This is a genomic window from Domibacillus enclensis (assembly GCF_900156125.1).
Lineage (GTDB): Bacteria > Bacillota > Bacilli > Bacillales > Domibacillaceae > Domibacillus > Domibacillus enclensis.
Genome location: NZ_FTLX01000006.1, coordinates 224,988 through 240,016, shown reverse-complemented (window position 1 = coordinate 240,016; position 15,029 = coordinate 224,988). Strand labels below are relative to the sequence as shown.

At 49.9% G+C, this 15,029-nt stretch carries 14 protein-coding genes; 6 read left to right on the top strand and 8 right to left on the bottom strand.

What is annotated here, in order from left to right; genetic code table 11:
- The first annotated feature begins 89 nt into the window (after positions 1-89).
- Positions 90-995: an AEC family transporter gene (locus BW952_RS13730; protein WP_045849010.1), complete on the top strand. Its 906-nt coding sequence runs from the start codon at positions 90-92 to the stop codon at positions 993-995.
- Here BW952_RS13730 and BW952_RS13725 read toward each other — a convergent pair whose 3' ends face one another.
- Positions 996-1,571, bottom strand: a complete 576-nt coding sequence (locus tag BW952_RS13725; protein WP_045849009.1) for a metallophosphoesterase family protein — start codon at positions 1,569-1,571, stop codon at positions 996-998. It abuts the gene before it with no gap.
- Positions 1,572-1,652: 81 nt separating this feature from the next.
- Here BW952_RS13725 and BW952_RS13720 point away from each other — a divergent pair, with 81 nt between their 5' ends.
- The gene (locus BW952_RS13720) at positions 1,653-3,107 is read left to right on the top strand and encodes a phytoene desaturase family protein (RefSeq protein ID WP_045849008.1); all 1,455 of its coding nucleotides are present in this window, start codon (positions 1,653-1,655) and stop codon (positions 3,105-3,107) included.
- Here the strand turns inward: BW952_RS13720 and licT are convergent, their stop codons facing one another.
- The 7 genes from licT to BW952_RS13685 form a co-directional block, all read right to left on the bottom strand.
- On the bottom strand, positions 3,108-3,968 hold the full coding sequence (gene licT, locus BW952_RS13715) for a BglG family transcription antiterminator LicT (RefSeq protein WP_045849007.1): 861 nt from the start codon (positions 3,966-3,968) through the stop codon (positions 3,108-3,110).
- A gap of 154 nt (positions 3,969-4,122) precedes the next feature.
- Positions 4,123-4,818 carry a DsbA family oxidoreductase gene (locus BW952_RS13710; RefSeq protein ID WP_045849006.1) on the bottom strand — a complete coding sequence of 232 codons (696 nt, stop codon included), beginning with the start codon at positions 4,816-4,818 and terminating at the stop codon, positions 4,123-4,125.
- A 68-nt stretch (positions 4,819-4,886) separates the two neighbouring features.
- Positions 4,887-5,888: a PQQ-dependent sugar dehydrogenase gene (locus tag BW952_RS13705; RefSeq protein ID WP_045849005.1), complete on the bottom strand. Its 1,002-nt coding sequence runs from the start codon at positions 5,886-5,888 to the stop codon at positions 4,887-4,889.
- Positions 5,889-5,892: 4 nt separating this feature from the next.
- On the bottom strand, positions 5,893-6,402 hold the full coding sequence (locus BW952_RS13700; protein ID WP_331428796.1) for a dihydrofolate reductase family protein: 510 nt from the start codon (positions 6,400-6,402) through the stop codon (positions 5,893-5,895).
- Positions 6,403-6,619: 217 nt separating this feature from the next.
- Positions 6,620-7,435, bottom strand: a complete 816-nt coding sequence (locus BW952_RS13695; RefSeq protein WP_045849003.1) for a YihY/virulence factor BrkB family protein — start codon at positions 7,433-7,435, stop codon at positions 6,620-6,622.
- A gap of 314 nt (positions 7,436-7,749) precedes the next feature.
- On the bottom strand, positions 7,750-8,334 hold the full coding sequence (gene pduL, locus BW952_RS13690) for a phosphate propanoyltransferase (RefSeq protein ID WP_045849002.1): 585 nt from the start codon (positions 8,332-8,334) through the stop codon (positions 7,750-7,752).
- A gap of 84 nt (positions 8,335-8,418) precedes the next feature.
- On the bottom strand, positions 8,419-8,874 hold the full coding sequence (locus BW952_RS13685; protein WP_045849001.1) for a GNAT family N-acetyltransferase: 456 nt from the start codon (positions 8,872-8,874) through the stop codon (positions 8,419-8,421).
- 240 nt (positions 8,875-9,114) lie between these two features.
- On the opposite strand from BW952_RS13685, the gene BW952_RS13680 reads away from it, so the two are divergent.
- Genes BW952_RS13680 through cydC form a run of 4 tightly spaced genes read left to right on the top strand, consistent with a single transcriptional unit; the run spans position 9,115 to position 14,897 of the window.
- Positions 9,115-10,509 (top strand): cytochrome ubiquinol oxidase subunit I, encoded by a 1,395-nt coding sequence (locus tag BW952_RS13680; protein ID WP_045849000.1) that lies wholly within the window; start codon positions 9,115-9,117, stop codon positions 10,507-10,509.
- On the top strand, positions 10,509-11,519 hold the full coding sequence (gene cydB, locus BW952_RS13675; RefSeq protein ID WP_045848999.1) for a cytochrome d ubiquinol oxidase subunit II: 1,011 nt from the start codon (positions 10,509-10,511) through the stop codon (positions 11,517-11,519). The genes BW952_RS13680 and cydB overlap by 1 nt, the downstream gene beginning before the upstream one ends.
- Positions 11,519-13,237 (top strand): thiol reductant ABC exporter subunit CydD, encoded by a 1,719-nt coding sequence (gene cydD / locus BW952_RS13670; RefSeq protein WP_045848998.1) that lies wholly within the window; start codon positions 11,519-11,521, stop codon positions 13,235-13,237. The genes cydB and cydD overlap by 1 nt, the downstream gene beginning before the upstream one ends.
- Positions 13,203-14,897 carry a thiol reductant ABC exporter subunit CydC gene (gene cydC / locus BW952_RS13665; protein WP_045848997.1) on the top strand — a complete coding sequence of 565 codons (1,695 nt, stop codon included), beginning with the start codon at positions 13,203-13,205 and terminating at the stop codon, positions 14,895-14,897. The genes cydD and cydC overlap by 35 nt, the downstream gene beginning before the upstream one ends.
- Positions 14,898-15,029: the final 132 nt, after the last annotated feature.

Genomic DNA, 15,029 nt, shown 5'->3' with positions numbered 1-15,029 from the left:
AGAAATAACTGGAAATCCGTCTGTTTTGTCTTGAAAAAGTTTGATATGATGAGGAGAAGAGATTCATTGGAGATGGAGATGAAACCTTTTTGGACTTATTAATGATTGTTCTGCCGGCTTTTCTTATTTTTTTCACCGGGTACATCGGACAGAAGTGGATCGGGTTCGATATTCGATCGATTTCAATGGCGGCTCTTTACTTAATGTCACCTTTTTTGGCGTTTAGAACCTTTTATGCAAATGAATTGACCATGGAATATGTATACATAATAGCTTTCTGTCTTATTTTATCTTTTTCTTTAATCGTCATTGTTCTAATCACCGGTTTATTGATGAAAGCGACCCGCCAAAAAATGGCGGCAATGATTCTCGGCGGCGTGTTTATGAACAGCGGCAACTACGGCGCACCGGTTGTCCTGTTCGCTTTTGGCGCTGCAGGATTTGATTATGCGGTTATTATTATGGTGTTTCAGGCCTTTTTAATGAATACAATCGGCTTGTTTGCTGCGTCATTCGGCGGCGAAGAAGAAACGACACTGAAGCAGTCGCTGCAGCGGGTGATCCGGATGCCGGTGCTGCATGGCGCGATTCTCGGTGTCGTCCTGCAGCTGCTGCACATTAACATCCCGCCTACCTTTATGGACGCGATCAGCCTTGTCGCCGATGCATCGATCCCGACTGTCATGATTGTGCTTGGCATGCAGCTGGCGGTAATCGCGACAAAACGAGTCGCGTACAAATATGTGAATGCCGTCGCGGTCATCCGCATGGCTGTTTCTCCGCTTCTTGCCGTTGTGATCGTTTCGTTTCTTCCAGTCAATGACCTGCTGCGGGACGTCATGATTTTACTGGCGGCGATGCCGGCTGCAGCGAACACGACAATGTTTGCGATTCAATTCGGCACAGAGCCGGACCTCGTTTCGTTTACAACATTGATTACGACGATTTTGAGCATTTTAACGATTCCGCTCGTGCTGTTTTTTCTCGGCGTTTAATCAATCGGCTTTCATAAACGTGACCGTCCGGGCCGCTGCGTCGTACAGCACCCATTCACGCGAGCCCCAGACGGCGCCCGCGTTAATAGCATAACGCTTTTTCTTTAACACAACCGGTTTTCCGTATTCAAACGGCAGCCGGTTCTTTTTTCGGTATAGCGCTGCTTCATGACTGTGGCCGAAAAACAGGAGTGGCGGATCGATTTTCGGTACAAGAGGCAGCCAGTCCGCCGTCCACTTCCATTGATGGCCGTGAATGAGGACTGCCCCATCAATGATCATTTTCTCCGGCAGCTTGCTGAACTCATTTGTTCCGGTTACCTTCATAATTCGTTCTTCCTGATTGCCCCGCACAGACGGAAACGTCAACAGCTGATCAAACGCTTCCGACCGGATGGCGGCTTTTTCCACCGGGCAGTTCCGCATCGTTTCGGCCTTGCGCTTGCCGACGGTACATTCATACAGGTCACCGAGACCGATAATGTCCGCACCCGGGGCGCAGCGGTGGATATGATGCAGAACCGCCTTTGTATCTTCTATACTTGAATGCAAATCACCAAGCAGCGCATATTTCATAAAGCGGCTCTCCTTTTAAACAAATTCAAAATTGCATGATTCATCCTCTTTCTGCAAACTAAAGAAAAGAGGTGGTTTCGTATGCATACACTTATCATCGGCGGCGGCATCGGCGGATTAACAGCCGCCGCGCTGTTGGCGAAAACCAGACATGACGTGACCGTCGTAGAGGCTTCAACAGAGTGGGGCGGCTGTGCCGGGAAGTTTCAGCGCCGCGATACGCTGTTTCCCGTCGGTGCCACACTGGGCATGGGATTTGAACAGGGCGGCCTCCATGACCGGGTGCTCCGGCTGCTCGGCAAGCAGGTGCCGGTACGCCTGCTGGATGACGTGATGACGCTTCATTTTCCAGGACAGACGATGACGTATTTTCGCGACCGGCGCAAGCATCTCGACTCCATCTGTGGGCATTTTCCGGATGCAGCAGACCGGATCCGCTCTTTCTATGATGAACTATGGAAAACAGCTGCTGTGATCCGGACGTTGATGAAGCCGCTGCCTGCCCTGCCGCCGAAGACTACCCGGGAGTGGGCTTATTTAGCTGCTTTTCTTCGGCCACCTCACATGAAGCTTGCGCCTTTTGCCCGCCTGACCCTTTTCGACCGGCTACAGGCACATGGCCTCGAGCAGGAAACGGCGTTTATTCAGCTGCTGGACGGCCAGCTGATTGACAGCATGCAGACCACTTCCTGTGACGTTTCTTATTTAATGGCGGCAACCGCACTTGATATTTATCATGAGGGCGCGTACTACGTGGACGGCGGCTTGTACCGTGCAGCCGAAACACTAGCCGAATCGATTCGTGAAAACGGCGGCACACTGAAGAAAAACCGCCGCATTGTGTCCATTAAAAAAGACCGCTGCTGGGTCGCTAAAGATCACCGCGGCAACGAGTATCGAGCAGAGCATATTGTGTTTAACGGCGCCATTCAGCTGCTTCCCTCTCTTATAGAAGGACTGTCCGGACGGCACCGGAAAATGGCAGACGTTCCGACATGGGTGACACACACACTTTATTTCACACTGGATGACGCTCACATTCCGGCTTCATTTCCGCTTTTTCAGCAAATCTCCGCTCATTCAATGAGTGAGGGAGGTCATCTCTTTATGTCGATCTCCGCTAAAGATGACCGGCTTCGGGCAGCGGCAGGCAAGCGGACAATGACCGTTTCCACCCATTCTGCACCAGAACACTGGCAATCAAAGGAGCAGTATGATGCTTACAAAACGGAGCTCACGGAAAAGATGCTGTCATTAATTGAAACCGTTTATCCGGATTTCCGCCAGGCGATTCTGGCGATGGAAACCGGTGCACCTAAAGCGTGGGAGCGGTATACGCTGCGGCCAAATGGATTTGTCGGCGGCTTTCCACAAACGGCTCATCACGCCTTATTCGGATCCCTATCCCACCGCTCCGGCCTGCCGAACTTGTGGCTGTGCGGGGATTCGATTTTTCCAGGCGGCGGCACGATCGGGGCAACCGCCAGCGGCATTCATTGCGCGCGTTCCATTGCACCCGGTCTTTTCAGCCTTTAATCAGCCCTGCCGGTTTAATTCCTGTCTCGACGTGACGCGGTGAATATGAACGGTCAAATACACCTTTTCATCTGTTGAAATCGGCCAGTTGAACGTTTTCTCCACATAAGATGCAACTTTTTCGCTGCAGGCAAAGGCATCCGGATAGCGCGACTGAACCTGTGTAAACATAAAGTCATCACCAGGAACGCTGTCTGTCTTTTCCCGGCGGACAAGGCGAATGGCAAAAAAGCGAAGATGGGTTAGAAAACGCTCATAATTAATCGAAGTTTCATCAATTTCCATTTTATAATGATATTTCACAATATTTAACGTATCATTGACGACTTTGACAATTTGAACGGCTGAATCCAGCCCTTCGCCGGAGACCCGGCTGTTCACGAGGTGAAGCGCGATCGATGCTGCTTCATCCTCTTCCATCCGGATGCCGGCTTCTTCTTCAATAATATCCAGTGCCTTTAAGCCAATTTGAAATTCTTCCTTATAATACTTTTTAATTTCCCAGATCAGGGCGTTGCGAAGAACCATTCCTTGCTTATGGCGCGTCACTGCGAAGCTGATATGGTCCATGAGCGCGACATACACATAATCATCCATGCCTGATCCAAGGCTTTTTTTCGCCATTGAAATGATTCTGTCTGCGATGGTCAAGTATTCTTCTGGCACTTCCCGGAGCAGTTCGCCGATTTTATCTGATACGCCGTGATTATCGAGAACAAACGTTTTTTCAATTTTACTTGATTCTATCGTTTCCCCCGCTTTTTTTTGAAAAGCAAGGCCTCTTCCCATGACGACCATTTCTTGTCCTGCTTCATTTTGTGTCAGCACAACATTATTGTTAAAAACCTTTTTGATTTCCATCGGATCTTCCTACACCTCCGCCTTATTGGAAACAAAAAAACCTGAATTTGCCCACGGGTAAAAAACACCCAGCACAAATTCAGGTTTTGCCTGCTTACCAGTAACAACCCTGATTCACGTTCGCTTGTAAACGGTTACTACTTTTTTACCATACTCAGTCCTCACTGTCAACACCCGTACAGTCATCTTCCTGGCACCATTCTGTTTTTTCAGCAGAGACTTTTTCATCCGCTGCTACTTTTTCAAGAATCTGTGTAAACGACTCGACTGACTGAGCGCCGGACACCGCATATTTATCATTAAAAACGAAAAACGGCACTCCTTCCACGCCAATCTCACGCGCTTCCTCCTGGTCAGCCCGGACACTGTCGCTGTATTTCCGACTATCTAATACGGCTTGTGCCTCTTCTTTGGACAGCCCGGCTTCTTCTGCCCAATGAACGAGCAGCGTTTGATCGGCTACATGGTCAGAATCAGTGAAATACGCCTTCAGCACTCGTTCTGTAAATTCGTTCATTTTGCCTTTTTCCTTTGCCAAATGCGACAGACGGTGCGCATCGTGCGTATTGGCGGAAATAATGGTATCCATATGAAAGACGAGACCGGCCTCCTTCGCCTGAGCTGCCAGCTGATCGTTCATCGCCTTTGCTTTGTCACGGGTCATGCCGTATTTTTTCGCCAACAGTGTATGAATATCTTCCTCTGCCTTAAACGGAGCATTTGCGTCCAGCTCAAAGCTGCGGAACTCCACTTGAACCTTTTCACCAAATGCGGATGCTGCCTGTTCAAACCGCCGCTTGCCGATGTAGCAAAACGGGCAGGCAAAATCGGACCAGATTTCTACTTTCATTTTTCCCCACTCCTTCTTTTCTTTAAGAGTAGGAGGAAAATGTGTGTCCTGCAACTATTCTGCCTGCGCTATTCAGCGATCCGGTACAGCTTGTCGTCACCTTCTGCCGGGTTGCCACGCCCGTCGGTATTATTCGTCACGAAGTACAGGCTGTCCCCGTCGGAAAACACATCGCGGATGCGTCCGTAGCCTTCGATTTCCTTCGTCACATCGCCTGTTTCGGGATCGATTTTCAAGACAGCTTCACCGCGCAGGGACGCAGCATACAACTCACCCTGATGCCAGACCATGCCGGACGGTGCCCACGTTTCATCAGCGCCGGACGTGGCAAGCGGCGCTGTAAGCCCTTCTGCTTCCTCGGTTCCTTCGATATCAGGCCAGCCGTAATTGCGGCCTTCTTCAATCACATTAATTTCATCGTTTGCCGACTGTCCATGCTCGGATGCGTACATTGTTCCAGCTTCTGACCAGGCGATGCCTTGCGGGTTGCGGTGGCCAAGGCTGAAGATTGACATCTCACCGGCTTCATCCATCCGCACGATTTTCCCGTTGAAAGAATCCGGGTCCTGAGCAATCTCCGGGTCTGAGGCATCACCAATCGTTGCGTACAGTGCGTCATCCGGCCCGATCTCCAGCCGGCCGCCGTGGTGAACATTTCCGGACGGAATGCCGTCCAGGACCGTTTCTGTTTCGCGCCAATAGTCCCCATTCAGCTCCAGCGTCACAATCCGGTTAACAGGCTCACCCTCTTGATCGTACGTGTAATAAGCATACGCCTCGCTGGATTGGTCAAAGTCCGGCTTCAGTACAAAGCCGAGCAATCCTGCTTCCGCCGCATCGGATAACGGCTCCTCCAGGCGAACCGACTGATGCTCGACCTCGCCATTCTCTATTTCGGCAATCGTTCCGGGCCGTTCGGAAATATAAAAGGTGTCTTCATGCTGCTCGATGGACCACGGAACGTCCAGGTTTTCTGCTTCTGACTGAATTCGCTCGCTTTCCGGCTGCTCCGGCTCCTGAACACCGCAGCCCGTCAGCAATAACAGTCCTGCCAGCCATTTTTTCGCCATCGTGTCAGTCCTTTCGTTTGTAATGAATGGAGACAATATCACCGATTTTTTCAACGTCAACCAGCGTGAAGGCTGCTTCTGATCCTGGCGGGAACAGCGGGATGCCGCCGCCCAATACTTTCGGAATAACCGCGATGTATACCTCGTCCAGCAAGTTGTGTGCAAGGCATTCCTTGACGACCTGACCGCCGCCGACAACCCAGACCGTGCCGTCCATTTTTGCTAAAATGGCGGGGAGCGGTTCATCTGTAAACACTACTTGCTCAGTTTTGCCCTTCATCGTGTGCGAAAGGACCACGCATTTTTTCCCCGAGTACGGGAAGTCATCCGTCAACTCAAGCACTTTTTCGTACGTGCCGCGACCCATCAGGAGAGAATCAACCGTTTCATAAAAAGCGAGATAGCCATTGTCCGTGCCGTCTCCATGTACATCGTCCAGCCAGTCGACTGATCCGTCTTTTCTGGCAATATATCCATCCAGGCTTGCTGCAATATAAAGCACACTTCTGCCCATATCCATCATCCTCTCTGTCTGTCAGTATGGTGTTCCTCTCCAGGCCAAAGCCGCTTTAAACGAATGGTACAATCGATTTCTTATGGCTTTATTATATCGAAGAAGCGCTTGCACCGACAGCTAGACCCACTGTCCGGAGCACATTAACGCATCTGTGGAAAAAAGAAAAGCCGGACAACTGCGACGGTTCGCATAGTTGTTCGGCTGTGTCTTCCATTCAATGAGTTCTTTCTTCCTTCCGTGCTTTTTCAGCATTCAGCAAACCACCGAGCAAGATCACGACCGCTGTTAAATAAAACCAGAGAACGAGAACGATGATCCCCGACAGCTGGCCGTAGAGCCGTGTATAGCTGAAGGCGGACGCATATGTGCCAAACAGCCAGGAAACAACCTGCCAGCCGAGTGCGGCAAATATAGCCCCCGGCAGCACAAAGCGAACGGTTTGGCGTTCGTTCGGCAGAATTTTATAAAAAGCAATAAAAAACAGAAGCAAAAACAGCGAGCCGATTCCCCACTGGGCAGCCGGCCAAATATCAAGCCATCCCGACCAGTGCTCAATCGTGTCAGACTGAGCCACGATCCAGCGCAGCACTTTTTCGAGCAGAGGAATGACGAGAGATAGCGGCACCATAATCATAAAGATCAACGTCACACCGAAATCGCGCAGCAGCCCTTTCCAGAAAGGCAGATCACGCTCAATTCCGTTTGCGTCATTTAACGACCGCCCGAGCGACTGCACCGCCATGGACGACAGCCAGAACGTGGACACGAGGCTGAGGGATAGCACCTGTCCTTTCCCGGCAGACAACACGGCATTCACATTTTCTTCGATCAAATCAAACGATTCGCCCGGCGCATAGGGCCGTGCGAAATCCAGAATGGCCTGCTGATCAATCGGGAAAAAGCTGATTAATGAAAGCATAAAAATGATAAATGGAATGGCCGATAGGAGCAGGTAATAAGCAGTCTGCGCTGCCTGGTCATAAAATCGCTCCCCGAAAAAGCGGACCAGCATTTGTTTCGTTATCTTCATCTGTTCACCCCTATACTGTTTTTCCCGCTTTGCTCGACAATTAAGCATTTGACAGCACACACGTTACATATATGCACGGTTTGTGTTTCATTTCCACTGACGGCTGATATTTTCTGATTATCGCTGATAACTAGGGCGCTAACGCCGGTAAAATAGGATATCGGCGATGCCCTGCTCTATATCAGCGATTCGGGGGATTTATCGGCGCTAGCTTTGTTTTATCAGCGCTATTTCAACTATACCGGCGTTCGCCCGGCCACTAGCAGCACAAAAAAAGACTCTTCCGCAATGGAAGAGCCCTCATTCAAGCAAAATTACGCCCAAATATCGCCTTTTGCACCTTGAGAAATAAAGCCGGCATTGGCTTCATCTGTATCAATGTGCATTTCAAGCGCGTAACTGTCTGATACACGGATGACTACGTTACGGAATGCAACAGGACGATCGCCGCCCACTTCAACTGTCACGATCTGGCCGTTTTCAACGTTGAATTCTTTTGCATCAGCTGTTGTCATGTGAACGTGTGCCTGTGCAATAATCAAGCCTTCTTCAAGCTCAATTGTGCCGGCAGGTCCAGTGATCGTAACCGCTTCTGATCCTTTAATGTCACCTGATTCGCGAAGCGGCGGGCGAACGCCCAGCTTCATTGCGTCGGTCCAGCTTACTTCTACTTGTGTAGCAGGACGGCACGGTCCGAGAACACGAACGCGGGCGATTTCACTTTTTTTGCCGGCAATTGTGACGGTTTCTTCCGCCGCAAATTGGCCTGGCTGAGACAGGTCAGCGCGCTTCGTCAGCTCGTGTCCTGCTCCGAATAAAATTTCTAAATGTTCCTGAGACAAATGCACGTGGCGTGCGGAAACAGCAACAGGGATTGTTCCATGATTTGTTAAAGACATCTATCTTCCAGCCTTTCTGGTCATAAAGATTTCATACGGCTTTATTTTACACTATTTCATTGTGAAAATACGAACAATATGCTTTTAATTATGACTTTTTTCTAACAGAACGAGATCAACGCCTGATTCCGGTGAAAAAGTGTCCATTTCTTCAAATCCAAACTTTTTATATAAATTACGCGCCGGCTCATTTTTTGCACCGGTGGTCACCTTTACGTCACGCCCCTCCGATTCCTCCTGAAGAAAATACGTGATCAGCCGGGATGCGATTCCTTCATGGAAATGACCGGGATGAACAACGAGACGGTGGATAAACGCGGTGCCGTTTTCATCCTTGAACGAAAGAAACCCGCATAATTCTCCGTCTGTTAAAAAGCCGATAAACGTTTCATCGCTTTTTTTAATCATCTCTACCGTATCAGACAAATGTGGAATCCCGTCAAAGCCGATCAATGACGCCTCCACTTTATAAGCGGGAATCTGCAGCGCCAGTATTTCTGCTGCCGTCGCTTCTTCCCTGTGATGCAGCCGTTCAATCATCGCAAAGCCCCCCTTTAACCATGTTCGTACACCGATTATACACGTTTTCATTTAAAATTTCAGAATTTACTTTCTTTTCTCCAACTCGTGAAAATTGTCACAAACCATTCAAAATCTCTTCCTATTTAATCTAGATTTCTCGCTTTAAACGTTGTAAATTTACAGTTAGATAAAGTTTGTGAATAATTTCACAATAAAGTATATTTTCACTGTGTGAATAGGAGAAAGGGGATTTAGCAAGTGGATGAGCTGTTCTTAGCAAGACTTCAATTCGGATCAACGACTATTTTTCATTTTTTATTTGTGCCGCTTTCCATCGGGCTCGTGTTTTTAGTCGCACTCATGGAAACCCATTACGTGTTAAAAGGAGACGAGCGATACAAAAAGCTGGCCAAGTTCTGGGGGCATTTGTTTTTAATTAACTTCGCCGTCGGGGTCGTCACCGGCATTATTCAAGAGTTTCAATTCGGCATGAACTGGTCGGACTATTCCCGGTTTGTCGGGGATGTATTCGGCGCTCCGCTTGCCATTGAAGCGCTGCTTGCTTTTTTTATGGAATCAACCTTTATCGGACTGTGGATTTTCGGCTGGGATCGGCTGTCGCCGAAAGTGCATCTTGCCTGCATCTGGCTTGTTTCACTCGGCACGATGATGTCCGCTCTTTGGATTTTAGCTGCGAATTCCTTTATGCAGGAGCCGGTCGGGTTTGTCATGAACAACGGCCGTGCGGAAATGAACGACTTCTTCGCCCTGTTGACAAATCCGCAGCTGGCGGTGGAATTTCCACACGTCATCTTCGGTGCACTGGCGACCGGTGCTTTTTTTATCGGCGGTGTCAGTGCATTTAAAATACTGAAAGGCCAGGAAGTTGATTTGTTTAAAAAATCCTTTAATCTGGCGATGACCGTTGCGCTTATCTCGGGTCTGGCAATTGCCTTCAGCGGCCACGCGCAGGCAAAGCATTTAATGGAATCACAGCCGATGAAGATGGCCGCCAGTGAAGCGCTCTGGGAGGACAGCGGCGACCCGGCTGCCTGGACAGCCTTTGCATGGATCGACAGCGAAAATCAGGAAAATTCATTCGAGATCAACATTCCATTTGCGCTCAGCTACCTGGCATATGAAAAGTTCCAGGGGGATGTTCCCGGCATGAAGACACTTCAGGCAGAATACGAAGCAACGTATGGAGAAGGCAACTACATCCCGCCGGTGAAAACAACGTTCTGGAGCTTCCGAATTATGGTCGGCGCCGGCATGGTCATGATTTTCGCTTCCTTGCTAGGTCTTTATTTCAGCTACAGAGAAACATTGGCACAGCAAAAATGGTTTTTGCGGGCGATGGTCGCGCTTATTTCGTTTCCGTTTATCGCCAATTCAGCCGGCTGGATTATGACAGAGGTTGGCCGCCAGCCATGGACGGTCTTCGGCTTGATGACAACCTCTGCCTCCATCTCGCCGAACGTCAGCACAGCGAGCCTGCTGCTGTCACTCATCGCTTTTTCAGGAGCCTATCTTATTTTAGCGATCGTGCTTGTGTATTTATTTATTCGTGAAATTAAAAAAGGCGTCGAGCATCACGAAGCGGCGCCGGACCAAAAAGCTGGCGATCCGTTTGATCAGGAGGTGTATCTGTGATGGGCTTAAATGAATTATGGTTTTTACTGATTGCAGTTCTGTTTGTCGGCTTCTTTTTTTTGGAGGGCTTTGACTTCGGAGTGGGCATTTCGACACGCTTTCTGGCCAAAAACGACCTGGAGCGCCGCATTATGATTAACACGATCGGACCTTTTTGGGATGCCAATGAAGTGTGGCTGCTGACGGGCGGCGGAGCGATCTTTGCCGCGTTTCCTCACTGGTACGCGACGATGTTCAGCGGCTATTATGTACCGTTCGTATTCGTTTTACTGGCACTGATCGGCCGCGGAGTCGCCTTTGAATTCCGGGGCAAGGTGCAAAGCGCGCGCTGGACGAAAACATGGGATTATGTTGTGTTCTTCGGCAGCCTGCTTCCACCGTTTTTATTCGGCGTCCTGTTCACCAGCATTTTGCGCGGAATGCCGATTGATGCGGACATGAATATGTACGCCGGCTTCACAGACTTCGTCAATCTTTATTCGATCACCGGCGGCGTGACTGTCACCATTCTTTGCTTTCTGCACGGGCTGTCCTTTTTAACCTTGCGGACAGTAGGCGACCTTCAAAACCGGTCCCGGGCACTGGCGAAAAAAGTGGTCTGGCTGGCGCTGGCCGCTCTTGTTGCATTTGTCGGTCTATCATATGACCAGACGGACATTTTCACAGCGCGCGCCAGCGTGACCGTGCCGATGATTGGCGCGATCGTCATTGCCTATGTGCTTGCCGCTTTGTTCTTAACGAAAAAACGGGATGGACTTGCTTTTGTTTCGAGCGGTGCCGGCATTATTTTAACCGTCTCGGTCATTTTTGCTTCGCTGTTCCCTCGTGTGATGATCAGCTCGCTTTCAAGCGCGTATGATTTAACCGTTTATAATGCGGCATCGGGCCCGTATTCGCTGAAGGTGATGACCATCGTCGCCGTCACATTGCTGCCGTTTGTGATCGGCTATCAGATCTGGAGCTACTATGTCTTCCGCAAGCGAGTGGACGGCAAGGATTTGACGTACTGATGGGCAAAGATCTGTTTCGTTATGAAGGGGTGGCTCCGGTTCTAGCCGGACTCACCTTTTTCACCATCATTCAAGCGGTGCTCATTATTCTTCAGGCCAAATGGCTGGCGATGGCCATTACCGGGCTGTTTAACGGCGGAGCCGTCGATGCTGCTGCAGCGGATATGGCCTTGTTTTTCGCCGCGCTCACCGGGCGCTATTTCATCCACTTTTTGAAACAAAAAATCGTCGAGCGCTATTCGGAAAAAACGAGCAATGCCCTGCGCCAAAAGGTATTGGCAAAGCTTTTTTCTCTTGGTCCCCGCCTCGCTCAAAAAGAAGGGACCGGCAAGCTCGTAACGCTTATCATTGAAGGCACGGGTCAATTCCGGACCTACCTGGATTTGTTTCTGCCGAAAATGATCAATATGCTGATCATCCCCGTTTCCATCTGGCTATTTATCGTTTGGAGTGACCGGACATCGGGCGTGATCTTGGCTGTTACGCTGCCTGTTTTACTTATTTTCATGGTGCTATTAGGATTTGTCGCCAGAAAAAAAGCGGACAGCCAGTGGGAAGGCTATCAGCGGCTGGCGGGCCATTTCACCGATTCTCTTCGCGGCCTTCAAACACTGACGTATCTTGGACGTGCCCGCTCACACAGCCAGCAAATCGAACGAGTTAGTGAAGATTACCGAAAATCGACCATGAGTACGCTGAAAGTAGCCTTTCTTTCCTCGTTTGCACTCGACTTTTTTACGATGCTGTCTGTTGCGACGGTGGCGGTGTTTCTTGGGCTCGGGCTTATCGATGGAGACATGACCCTCCTGCCGGCCTTGACGATTCTTATTCTCGCGCCGGAATATTTTCTGCCTGTCCGGGAGCTGGGAACAGATTATCATGCCACTTTAAATGGGCAGGAGGCCGGGCGAGCCATGCAAGCGATTTTGGCAATAGAAGAAGCGAAAGCGGAGCAGCCGGTTTTTCTTGAAAGATGGTCGGCTGATGATGAATTGGTTGTTTCCAACGTCCATGCCGCTTCATTAAAAAATATTTCTTTTTCGATTAAAGGACATCAGAAAATTGGCATCATCGGGGCAAGCGGTGCCGGAAAATCAACGCTTATTGACGTGCTTGGCGGCTTTCTAGGGTTGGATGCAGGAACGATTTCCATCAATGGACAAGAGGCAGCTCATTTGCAAAAGGATGCCTGGCAAAACCTGCTGACGTATATTCCCCAGCACCCTTACACCTTCAGCGGTACGCTCGCTGACAACATTCGTTTTTACAAGCCGGATGCGACGGACGAGGACGTACTGAAAGCCGCTGATCAAGCAGGCCTTTCTTCTTTAAAGGCACTCGTCCATGAAACGATTGGAGAAGGCGGACGGCAGCTGAGCGGCGGGCAAATGCAGCGGATCGCTGTGGCTCGTGCGCTTTTGTCCGACCGTCCCATTGTGCTCCTGGATGAACCGACCGCTCATCTGGATCTTGAAACAGAGGCCGCTTTAAAAGAAACGATGCTTCCTTTATTTGAAGACAGGCTCGTTTTTTTCGCAACACACCGTTTGCACTGGATGCAGGAAATGGACGTTGTGATTGTGCTGGAACGGGGCCACATTGCGGAAATGGGCACTCATGAAGAATTATCAAAAAAGGGCGGCATGTACACTGCTTTCGTACAGGCTGCACAGGGGGATGCACATGAACTGGCTTATTCCATACATGAAAGAGCATAAACGCCTGCTGGCTGTTGTGGTGTTTCTCGGCAGCTTAACCATTTTCGCAGCAAGTGCACTGCTGTTTTCGTCCGGCTATTTGATTTCAAAAGCCGCGTCGCGCCCGGAAAACCTACTGATGATTTACGTGCCGATTGTGATGGTGCGGACCTTTGGCATTATGCGCTCGGTGTCGCGCTATTTGGATCGCCTGACAAGCCACAGCCTCATTTTAACCATTGTTTCCCGTATGCGCGTCCGGCTGTACGAAGCGCTTCGTCCGCAAACGGCCCGCTTTAAAACAGGCGATGCCCTCAGCTTATTCGCAGATGATATTGAGCATTTGCAGGACGTGTACATTAAGCTCATTTTCCCATGGCTGAGCGCGCTGCTACTGTATATCGTGTCCATTGCGGCGCTCGGATATTTCTCGGTGCCCTTTGCGCTTGTGATGGGTTTGTACTTTTTTGTCTTCACGGTGCTTGTCCCGCTTGTTTCACTGCTGGTCACGAAAGCAAAGCAGACCAGGCAAAAGGAACAAAGAGCCGCGCAGTACAGCCAGCTGGCAGATGCTGTGATGGGCCTTGGCGACTGGATATTCAGCGGCCGCCAGCGTTCCTTTATCGATTCCTATGAACGGCGTGAAGAGGAATGGACAAAGATCGAAGCATTCAAGCGTTCCTTCACACGCGGCCGTGATTTCGCTTTGCAGCTGCTGATCGGAACCGCTGTGGTCGCCATGATGATTTGGGCGGGCGGACAAAGTACAAGCGGACAGATTGCACCGGTGTTGATCGCCGCGTTTACACTTGTTCTATTCCCCATCACGGAAGCCTTTTTGCCTCTTTCATCTGCGGCTGAGAGCTGGTCTGGCTGGAGCCATTCATTGAATAGGCTGGACGCGGTGGAGCAGGGAAAAAGTCAACAAGCAAAAACAGCTTCTCCTGCTGCTTCAAGCTCTGCAGCCATTGCCTTGCAGGATGTTTCTTTTTCTTATAATGAACAGGCGCCGATTTTTGATCATTTTCATATGGCTATAGAACATGGTGAAAAAGTCGCCATTCTCGGTCCGAGCGGCTCTGGCAAATCAACGCTCATGCAGCTCGCCTTCGGATTAATTGCGCCTCAGAATGGCGTCGTTTTAATCAATGGCTATGAGCCGGACGATGATATTTCCCGGGAAATCGCCGTACTGAACCAGCAGCCTTATTTGTTTAACACAACGGTGATGAATAACGTCCGGCTCGCCAAGCCGAACGCTTCTGACCAAGAGGTGATGGAGGCTGTGAAAAAAGTGCATCTCCATGATTATATTCAAGCCCTGCCGAACGGCTATCATACAATGATGCAGGAAGCCGGCGCTCGTTTCTCCGGCGGTGAACGGCAGCGAATCGCACTCGCCCGTGTGCTGTTGCAGCAAACGCCCATCGTCATTTTGGATGAACCGACCATTGGACTCGACCCGATTACCGAACGCCAGCTGATGGATACCGTATTTGAGGTGCTTCATGGAAATACGATCGTGTGGATCACCCACCATCTGGCGGGCATGGAGAAGATGGACCGGATTGTTTTTTTAGAAGAGGGCAAGATTCAGATGGACGGACCGCCTGCGGAATTGTTTGCGGCAAATACACGTTATAAGCGGCTGTATGAGCTTGACTACGGACTGATGTCATAACCGCTGAATGCGTTCAGGATTTTCCCCCGCTCTTTTGTACGAACAAAAGAATATGGGATAAATCGTTTTTACTACGAGGAAAAGCCGAACGAGGTCATCGTTCGGTTTTCTCTGTTGATGTTCAGCTGTGTA